This is a genomic window from Homoserinimonas flava, assembly GCF_054969005.1.
Window position 1 is genome coordinate 1 of record NZ_JBUEQS010000006.1, and the last position, 8,534, is coordinate 8,534.

Here is an 8,534-nt window from a genome sequence, read left to right on the forward strand (position 1 = left end):
CAGCGACGAATCACGAGCCGACACCTATCAGGCCTGGCTCCATCACTACAATCACCACAGACCCCACACCGGCATCGGCGGAGCCCGACCCTCAGACCGCGTTCACAACCTCACGGGGAACTACATCTAGCGGAAGCGCGTTAAATTCGCTGAGCCGAGAGCTCCGCCCGTTAGTCGAGAACTCGGTCGTTTGCTACTTCGTATTCATGCCGCGAACGCAGGACGCCGAGACATGGAGATATCTGAAGAGCAATCTCAAAATTGGGTTGAACACCGGGCCGCGAACAAAAGTGCAGGAGGTTGCGTCCGCGTGGCTTCCGAGCGAGAAGACGCTCTTGGGGTCTGTGTGGGACGACGAGACGGAGTTCTGGAACGGGCTGCTCAAGGAGTTCGCGCGTGTCCCCTATCGCGAACCAGACGTTGAGCGTAACGCGATTCAGCAGATTCGACAGCGAGTGGGGCTGCTATCTGTTGGAGGCCTTCGCGACAATCTGTTTCTAAATTCAGGCTTGGACATGAACAATCCCGAGGGAAGACTGAAACTCGAGGACAATTTCGCTCTCTGGGGCTTCAAGTACCAGAAGGAGGACATCAATCAAGCCGCCGTCTATATGACATTCGCGGCACTTCTTGACTGGTCTCGAAGTCCGGGTGGTGGCAAAGACCACCAGGACTATCACCCTGGTGACCCTGACCTGGAACTGGAGCGCTTCTTTGACACGACCCAACGGCAACACAATCTCACCGCGATTCATCCCTTCAATTTCGACCGTTACAACGACCCAGTGACGAATAGTTCTTTGCTTCGCGGCGCGCTGCCGTGGGAGCTTGACTATTCAGTTTCACCGGGGTTGAGTGCGAGCATGCTGGCTGTACTCGACGGTGTAATTGACTCATTCGATGGACAGGGCGATTCACCGCTCATGGAGTTTCTCCTCGCATTGGCTGCTCAACGTCTGCGCCTGCACCCGAAGCATCTCGACATTCTTGTCGAGAGGCTAGGGGTCGACCTGCCACCGGTGGGAGAACTGCTCGTTCAGTACATCGTGAGGCGTCAGATCGAGGCCCCAGTTTCGATGCCTTTCACGGAAATCGGTCTCTGAGGCATCACACGGGCTCAACGAACCTGACAGAAAGCGAGACGAAATCGGTGGCAAACTTGCTGTCTTGAACCGACGCCGGTTGAACTCCGCCGGGAGGAGACTCGAGCCGTGTCCATTCTCCTGCATGTTGTCTAGACACCAGTACTTCAGAAAAGTGCCGAGTGCGGCTTCACGAAAGTGAACTCGCTCCGCGGAAGAGTGCGGTCACCACTCCTCCAGAATTGTCTAACCGCGTGCTCTCATCAGTCCCTTGCAACCGCTCCGGGTGTGGAAGGCGTGAAGCGATCATGTTGAAGACGGGGAGGGGTAGGCCAGGCCCGCGCACGATGTCTGCGGCGGAGACTCCAGCCCCCTCGAGGACCTCGACAGCGCGAGGGATCAGCGACGGCATCTCGAGGACAACGACATTGCCTGGTTCGGCTCGGCGCCAGCCCAGTCCGGAGACTCGGATCATCGCATTCCGATAGGTGACATCACTCATTACGCCGAGTGCACGAGCCCGATAAAGCAGGGCTTGCATGCTGACGCCCCAGTGTTCCTTCAGCTGCCGCAGTGTCGCCCATCCCTTGTTTGTCGTGGTGCGCGGAAGGTCCGGCAGTATCTCCTCAGCCGGCATCAAGAACTCGGATGCGAAACGGTGAGCTTGCTCTTCCGCGATCCGGCCTCCGGGCTCTGCGTCGGCGTGCATGATCAAATGTCCGAGCTCATGTGCAACGTCGAAACGCTGCCGGTAGTAATCGTCCTTGTCCGGATGCAGCACGATGATAGGGCGCCCATTTACTTCCATCGAGTACGCGTCGATAGAGGCGGTTTGGGGAGCGCTGAACACCACCAGGACGCCAGCACGTTCAGCCAAACGGACGAGATGTTGCACCGGCCCAACGGGAAGCCCGAAGTATGCCCTTGCAACCTTGGCTGCTTGCTCAGGACCGTCGCCTGAGAGTTCGGTGGCCGACAAAGGAAAATCAGGAAGATCGCGCGCAGGAAATTCGACGCTCTTCTCAATGAGTGCGGCGATATCCCCCGCGAGACGTCCGTAAGCGAATGCTTGATCCTGCGCAAGCTGCGTCGTCGACCTCAAAGACCGAAAGTGTGGTGCCGCCGGCAGCGGCGCGACGCCAGTCGTCGGTGCAAAGAACTGCGGCTCAACCTGCAGAGCGACGCTGAGTTTTGCCACCGCCGAACTATTCGGCTTCTTCGTCCCGTTTTCCCAGGCGGACACCGAGGCCGGCGTCATCTCGATGAGCTCAGCGAGCTTTATCTTCTTAAGACCGGCAAGCTGCCGCGCCAACGTGAGGCGCCCGCCGTCGAACATCGCGGACACACCAGCTAGACGCCCCGAAGGGCGGATCACGGAATCCATGTGACTAGATGCCCTCGGCGCGGTTGGTTTCCTCGCCCGCAGAAGGGCGCAGCTTCACTGCCGCATCCTCGACCTGTGTCGATGGAGGCGTTCCGGGAAGCAAGGGTCCCTCGGGAACACCTCCAACTCCGGGCCCACCCGTGCCACCCGCGACGATGAGACGCCTCCAGTGCCAGGGCCCGTCACCCCAATGCTCAGGAGCGCGGCTTCGCCCGATGTAGACCTCGAATGATCCGTTCTCACGGTTGAAGGCATGGGCCAAGATCAGTGTCGATCCCACGAACTCATCGATGGCGACCGTTTCTGGCTCGTCCATATCGAGGTCGGCGAAGTTAAACAGGACGGTGTGGGCATCGATGAACGGCTGATTGGCCACCTGCAGCTTGCTTTCGCTCTTCTGGCCCCAGACGAGCTTGTCGATGTCGCCGAACCGGTATGACTGCAAGAGCCATCGGACGTCACCAAATGCCCACCCAGGTGAACCATTGAAGTTGCTCCTGTTGATGAACTCGGGTGCCAGCCGCGGCATGGCCTCGAAGGCCTCAGTATTGATGCCCTGGCGAAGGATGTCGCGTCCATGGTCAGCGGAGGCACCCTCGGGGAGCGCGTACTTCCCCGATGAAGTCGCACGGTCCAGGAGATCAAGAATGTACTTGTACGCCAGGAATCCGACAACAGCCTGATCATGACCGGCTTCTTCGTCATAGTCCTGGGCTACGCGCGCGAAAGCTGTCGTCGACGCCCAGTCGAGCAATTCGATAACGCCAGCGGCCTTTAGCGCCGCGAAGATGTCACTCTCTTCGGTCATGCGCCCATGCTATACGCAAATCAGTAATCTATGTGGTAGACCTTAACTCTCGGCGTGTCACTCCGCGCGAGACCTCGGACTTCACGAGTGACTACGTAGCAAGGGGTATCCCATGCCTCCCAACCTAAACAACCGACATGTCGTCCAGAATCCTGGCGGCGGGTGGGACGTCAAGGCACCCGGCGCCAACCGAGCTTCGGCCCACCGCGACACCCAAGCCGACGCCATCAGCCGTGCCCGCGAGATTACGCAGAATGCGGGCGGCGGCGAAGTGGTGATTCATGGACGCGACGGACGTATACGCGACTCCGACACCGTAGGCCCTGGTCGCGATCCGTTCCCGCCGCGCGACTCGAAGTAGCGGCCAAAAGGCGAGTTGCAACGTCGCCACCGAAGTTGCAAGAGCAAAGCTCGCCCAGATAGGTGGGCGAGCAAATGCGGTTCGCGAACAAGTCATAGACAACCTACCAGCGGCCATGAATTCTGTTCGGGGTTCTAGTAAGGCGTATATGGTGCCCCTGGAGGGACTCGAACCCCCAACCTGATCCTTAGGACGGACATGCTCTTCCATTGAGCTACAGAGGCTGGCGTGTTGAGTCTAGCGAAGCTCGGTCCTTCGTTAGCGTGCGTCAAGTGCTATCCAGTTCGGCTTTACGCGAGGCTCTGCGCGTGCTCGGCGATCGATGGCGTCTGTAGCACCCAAGAACGCCGCCTTCATCCGCGTAAAGCTCATTGGCGCCACTTGCCCGCCCCAATTGACGACTGCACGCACCCGCCCAAAGCACGAGGCTTCTTATTCTGCGAGATACTCGTCTTGCAGGTCGAGCGCTGACATTCCGCGCCTACGAGGCACAGCGGCCTTCATGAGCCAAATCACGACCCATGCCAGCACACCAAGGATGAAATAGAGCCCTACGAAGATGACTGCGGCGTTGAAAGCGAAAGTGAACCAGTGGTAGCTTCCGCTGAGGCTTCCGATTGTAGTTGCTGCGGTGAGTGCAAGGGCGGCTGCGAGAGTTACGACAATCGGCAGCACGAGCGAATCAATACGGTGGATCCTGAGCAGATTCGAAAGCGATATGCCATCTTTCAGATGTGATTCGCGTTCCGTCCGAGGAAGGCGGTTCAGTGCCGCCTCGTACGTACGGGCACGCTCCCACTGACGTGCCACCTCCGCATCCTGCCGAGCCTGCCTCGCCCGCTCCTTCTCACGTTCCGACTCTCCCTCGCGCCACCGACGCTGTTGCTCCTCCCACTGGCTCCGAGACTTCTCTTCACGGAAGCGATCGCGTCCAGCCTCCTCGGCATACGCCCGTCGGAAGTGCTCGTCGTCAGCACCTTGGTAGTAGCCAGACCCCGCAGAGCTACGAGACGCCGTTTGCTCGCGGTCATAGACGGCTCGCTTTACCGGATCTCCAAGCGTCTCCCATGCCTCCTGCACTAAACGAAATAGCCCCGAATTACCGCCGGTATCAGGATGCACCTGCCGGAGCATGCGCTTGTATTCGGAACGAATTTGTTCTGTGCTCGCACTGGAGTCGACACCCAGTACTTCATAGAAGTTCGGAATCAAGGCACAACTCGGATGCATTGCTCGGGCGAGTTTGAGGATCGAGTGCAAGCAGGCGTTCTTCGCACGCTACAACCCCTCGACAGTTCTAGACCGACCCGCTGATTCCAGGCGCGTGGCGCTTCTTGATCTCATCCGCGATTCTTGAGCTGATCTGCTGAACTGAGTACTCGCCATACTCCCTGTGGAGCTTCTGCGCTTGACTCCTAATGTCAGTCGCGGCCACTGCGTGCGACATACTCGCTGCCGCGATGAGCGCTTGCGCAATGGCCACGGCTCGATCCGTCATATTGGCCACGATGCATCCTCCGAGCTCCAGTTCGCTGGCTCATTCGATAACGGCCCAGATGATGGGGCCATAGTCCTACTTCGCGACAATGATGAATTGTCGAGTCGTTGTTCAGAAGCATAATCCAAAATGGTTAGGTTCACCCGCAGCCGGGAGAAACCGGCACGCGTGCGAGTCGGTAGTCTGAACGGCGCCACAGTGCAGAGGAAGACCCCTACGCCGCAGGCGCCAAAAACTCTTCCCACTGCGGCACCGCCGTCTCGACCCCGCGCACCATCCACGAGGTGCCGTGCGGTGCCTGCGGGCGGATGCGCAAATGCCAGCCCATCTCGCGCGGGGTGCGGTCACCCTTCTTGTTGTTGCAGCGCAGGCATGCGGCCACCAGGTTCTCCCACGAGTCGGCCCCGCCCCGCGAGCGCGGCACCACATGGTCGATCGTGGTGGCGCCGCCGCCGCAATACGCGCAACGCTGGTTGTCGCGGCGCAGCACCCCGCGTCGGCTCACCGGGATGCGCCGGCTGCTCGGGATGCGCACATAGCGTGTGAGCAAAATCACCGAGGGGCGTTCGAATGCACCCGAATGCGAGAAGACCGGATGCTCGGCGTCATGTGCCAACACCGTCGCCTTCTGGTTCATCACGAGCACGACGGCTCGCTTGAAGCTGACAACGGCAAGGGGCTCGTAGCCCGCGTTCAATACCAGCGTGCGCATGGTTGTCCTTTGCGATTGCGCCCTGCACGGCTTGCAGGGGCCTAACCGTGCGACCCCGACCCTCGGGCGGGAGCTGACGCGTCGCGAAAGAAACCTCCGTTAACGCGAAAAGGCACCGCCAAAATGGCAGTGCCTGGATGACGCGGCGCACAGAAGAGTGCGCCCCGCCGACCGCTCGGGCGTATGAACTCGTGCCGTGCCACCGCAGCCGGGGCAGACCCGACCTTGGCGGCACACGCAGGGCGGCGCGCATCCGCGGTTCGGATGGTGTCACCCCTTGTCATACGCTCTCCCGAATTGTGGCTCAGAATTGCAAGGGTTCCAGAGTAACGCGGTCAGGCGCAGAAACGTGAGCGCACGCCGGTGAACAGTTGTTGGCGCCCTACTTGATGCCAACGTACACGTGCTGCGCAACCTCATTCGGCAGTTCGATGCCTTCATCGCTGCCGTCAACCTCGACGAGCACATACGAGCCCGCGGCGGTGAACTGGGCACGGTTGCCGGGCACAACACCCGCGACGCGCAACTGCTCGAGCAGCTCCGACTCATACTGCACCGGCTCGCCGAGTCGTCGAATCTCACCGCTGAGCGGGCCGACCGCGCCGAGCGTGTAGTTGACAATGTTCACAACACCGGTCGAGAACGGGGTTGTCGGCGTCTCGCCCAGCTCATCGAGCCCTGGGATGGGGTTGCCGTACGGCGAATGCGTTGGGTGGCCAAGCAGCTCAAGGATGCGACGCTCTACCTGTTCGCTCATGACATGCTCCCAGCGGCATGCTTCTTCGTGCACGAGCGCCCAGTCGAGGCCGATCACGTCGGAGAGCAGGCGTTCGGCGAGACGGTGTTTGCGCATCACCGAGACGGCTTTGATGCGTCCGGGCTGGGTCAGTTTGAGGTGGCGGTCACCCTCGACGATGACGAGGCCATCGCGCTCCATGCGACCGATCGTTTGCGACACCGTGGGGCCCGAATGTCCGAGACGCTCGCTGATGCGCGCACGCAGGGGAATGATGTTCTCTTCTTCGAGCTCATAGATGGTGCGCAGGTACATCTCAGTGGTGTCAATGAGATCGGTCAACGTCGCCCTCCAGGTGCCGCAAGCTTCTCAGGCAACCCTAACCTGTCCGGCCGGCCATCCCGGTGCTGGGCGTGCGAATCGCGCCCTCAGCGCGGCCCTAGAATCGTCGCATGGCCGACGTGAAAATCCCCACAGACCTCCTGCCCGCCGACGGACGCTTCGGATGCGGCCCCTCCAAGGTCCGCGGAGCCCAGCTTGAGCACCTCGTCGTCGAGGGCGCCAAGCTTCTCGGCACCTCCCACCGCCAGGCGCCCGTCAAGAACCTGGTGAAGAGCGTGCAGGAGGGGCTCGGCGAGCTTTTCAGCATCCCGGAGGGCTGCGAGGTGGTGCTCGGCAACGGTGGCTCGACCGCGTTCTGGGATGCCGCGGCATTCGGTCTTATCGAGAAGCGGAGCCAGAACCTCACCTTCGGCGAGTTCGGTGGCAAGTTTGCCAAGGCCGCCGCCGCCCCGTGGCTTGAGGCCCCCGACGTGATCAAGGCGGAGCCGGGTTCGCGCGCCGACGCGGTCGCCCGCGAGGGCATCGACCTCTACGGCTGGACCCACAACGAAACCTCGACCGGCGTCATGGCGCCCATCACCCGCGTGCACGGCGATGCCGGCGCCCTCACGGTGATCGATGCGACGAGCGCTGCCGGCGGGGTCGACTTCGATGCATCCGAAGCCGACGTGTACTACTTCGCACCGCAGAAGAACTTCGCCTCCGACGGCGGCCTGTGGTTCGCCCTCTTCTCCCCCGCCGCCCTCGAGCGCGTCGAGCGCATCGCCGCGAGCGGCCGCTACATCCCCGACTTCCTCAGCCTCAAGCAGGCCGTCGACAACTCGCGCCTCAACCAAACCCTCAACACGCCTGCCCTCACCACCCTCATCCTGCTCGACGACCAGGTGCGGTGGATCAACGGCAACGGCGGGCTCGCCTGGGCGGATGCCCGCACCAAAGAGTCGAGCTCGGCCATCTACGACTGGGCGGCCAGCGTCGACTACGCAACCCCCTTCGTCGCGAACCCGGAGCACCGCTCGCAGGTCGTCGCCACAATCGACTTCGACGAGCAGCTCGACGCCGCCGCCATCGCGAAGGCCCTCCGCGCGAACGGCATCGTCGACACCGAGCCCTACCGCAAGCTCGGCCGCAACCAGCTGCGCGTCGCCACCTTCACCGCGATCGAGCCAGACGACATCCGCCAGCTCATCAAGAGCATCGAATATGTCGTCGGCGCGCTCTAAGCAGCTAGCGTGAAGGCATGCGCCTCTGGCTAAAAGACTTCGAGCGGCGTCCAGACCCCACCCCGGTGGCGACGGATGATCGCAAGCCCATGATCGTCGGGCTCGTCGCGTGGGTCATCGCGCTTGCGTTCGTGCTGCTCGCCGGGCCGGTGTTCGGGATGCCACTGCCGTCCCTCTGGCTGTGGACGTGCGTCACCGGGCTCGTGCTCGGCGCCCTCGGGTTGCTCTACACGCACCGGAGGCACCGCCGGTAGTAACCGCCGCTAGTTGTAGTTCCTCGGGACGTTGTGATCGGGTGAGATAGCGAAGACCTCCGGGCAGGATGTGGGTTACCACACTCGCATCTTCAACCGGAGGTCTTCGTGACTCACGCTAATGCCCCGTTCGC

The 8,534-nt window shown here is 61.5% G+C and carries 10 protein-coding genes and 1 tRNA gene; 5 read left to right on the plus strand and 6 right to left on the minus strand.

Annotation, left to right across the window (positions count from 1 at the left end):
• Both ACY48M_RS13030 and ACY48M_RS13035 read left to right on the plus strand, forming a co-directional pair.
• Positions 1-130, plus strand: a 130-nt coding sequence (locus ACY48M_RS13030; protein WP_462820738.1) for an integrase core domain-containing protein, incomplete at its 5' end; no start/stop codon positions are given.
• Positions 131-206: 76 nt separating this feature from the next.
• On the plus strand, positions 207-1,103 hold the full coding sequence (locus ACY48M_RS13035; RefSeq protein WP_462820729.1) for a hypothetical protein: 897 nt from the start codon (positions 207-209) through the stop codon (positions 1,101-1,103).
• Positions 1,104-1,272: 169 nt separating this feature from the next.
• Here the strand turns inward: ACY48M_RS13035 and ACY48M_RS13040 are convergent, their stop codons facing one another.
• Positions 1,273-2,466: an XRE family transcriptional regulator gene (locus ACY48M_RS13040; RefSeq protein WP_462820730.1), complete on the minus strand. Its 1,194-nt coding sequence runs from the start codon at positions 2,464-2,466 to the stop codon at positions 1,273-1,275.
• A gap of 4 nt (positions 2,467-2,470) precedes the next feature.
• Positions 2,471-3,274: a hypothetical protein gene (locus ACY48M_RS13045; RefSeq protein WP_462820731.1), complete on the minus strand. Its 804-nt coding sequence runs from the start codon at positions 3,272-3,274 to the stop codon at positions 2,471-2,473.
• Positions 3,275-3,386: 112 nt separating this feature from the next.
• Between ACY48M_RS13045 and ACY48M_RS13050 the strand changes: the two genes are divergently transcribed.
• Entirely contained in the window at positions 3,387-3,635 is a 249-nt protein-coding gene (locus ACY48M_RS13050; protein WP_462820732.1) for a DUF2188 domain-containing protein, read from the plus strand.
• A gap of 149 nt (positions 3,636-3,784) precedes the next feature.
• On the opposite strand, the gene ACY48M_RS13055 is transcribed toward ACY48M_RS13050, so the two are convergent.
• The 4 genes from ACY48M_RS13055 to ACY48M_RS13070 all read right to left on the minus strand — a co-directional run bounded on the left by ACY48M_RS13055 (position 3,785) and on the right by ACY48M_RS13070 (position 6,923).
• Positions 3,785-3,859 (minus strand) — tRNA-Arg (locus ACY48M_RS13055).
• Positions 3,860-4,067: 208 nt separating this feature from the next.
• Positions 4,068-4,895: a J domain-containing protein gene (locus tag ACY48M_RS13060; protein ID WP_462820733.1), complete on the minus strand. Its 828-nt coding sequence runs from the start codon at positions 4,893-4,895 to the stop codon at positions 4,068-4,070.
• A 452-nt stretch (positions 4,896-5,347) separates the two neighbouring features.
• On the minus strand, positions 5,348-5,845 hold the full coding sequence (locus ACY48M_RS13065; RefSeq protein WP_462820734.1) for an HNH endonuclease: 498 nt from the start codon (positions 5,843-5,845) through the stop codon (positions 5,348-5,350).
• Positions 5,846-6,227: 382 nt separating this feature from the next.
• Entirely contained in the window at positions 6,228-6,923 is a 696-nt protein-coding gene (locus tag ACY48M_RS13070; RefSeq protein WP_462820735.1) for a metal-dependent transcriptional regulator, read from the minus strand.
• A gap of 110 nt (positions 6,924-7,033) precedes the next feature.
• On the opposite strand from ACY48M_RS13070, the gene serC reads away from it, so the two are divergent.
• Together serC and ACY48M_RS13080 are read left to right on the plus strand one after the other, a co-directional pair.
• Positions 7,034-8,146 (plus strand): phosphoserine transaminase, encoded by a 1,113-nt coding sequence (gene serC, locus ACY48M_RS13075; protein WP_462820736.1) that lies wholly within the window; start codon positions 7,034-7,036, stop codon positions 8,144-8,146.
• Between the two features lie 17 nt (positions 8,147-8,163).
• On the plus strand, positions 8,164-8,400 hold the full coding sequence (locus tag ACY48M_RS13080) for a DUF2530 domain-containing protein (protein WP_462820737.1): 237 nt from the start codon (positions 8,164-8,166) through the stop codon (positions 8,398-8,400).
• The last annotated feature ends 134 nt before the right edge of the window (positions 8,401-8,534 follow it).

What these genes read in the sequence shown, in the direction of transcription:
- ACY48M_RS13035 (WP_462820729.1), top strand. Translation starts at nt 207, where the DNA reads ATGCCGCGAACGCAGGACGCCGAGACATGGAGATATCTGAAGAGCAAT.
- ACY48M_RS13040 (WP_462820730.1), bottom strand. Translation starts at nt 2,466, where the DNA reads ATGGATTCCGTGATCCGCCCTTCGGGGCGTCTAGCTGGTGTGTCCGCG.
- ACY48M_RS13045 (WP_462820731.1), bottom strand. Translation starts at nt 3,274, where the DNA reads ATGACCGAAGAGAGTGACATCTTCGCGGCGCTAAAGGCCGCTGGCGTT.
- ACY48M_RS13050 (WP_462820732.1), top strand. Translation starts at nt 3,387, where the DNA reads ATGCCTCCCAACCTAAACAACCGACATGTCGTCCAGAATCCTGGCGGC.
- ACY48M_RS13065 (WP_462820734.1), bottom strand. Translation starts at nt 5,845, where the DNA reads ATGCGCACGCTGGTATTGAACGCGGGCTACGAGCCCCTTGCCGTTGTC.
- serC (WP_462820736.1), top strand. Translation starts at nt 7,034, where the DNA reads ATGGCCGACGTGAAAATCCCCACAGACCTCCTGCCCGCCGACGGACGC.
- ACY48M_RS13080 (WP_462820737.1), top strand. Translation starts at nt 8,164, where the DNA reads ATGCGCCTCTGGCTAAAAGACTTCGAGCGGCGTCCAGACCCCACCCCG.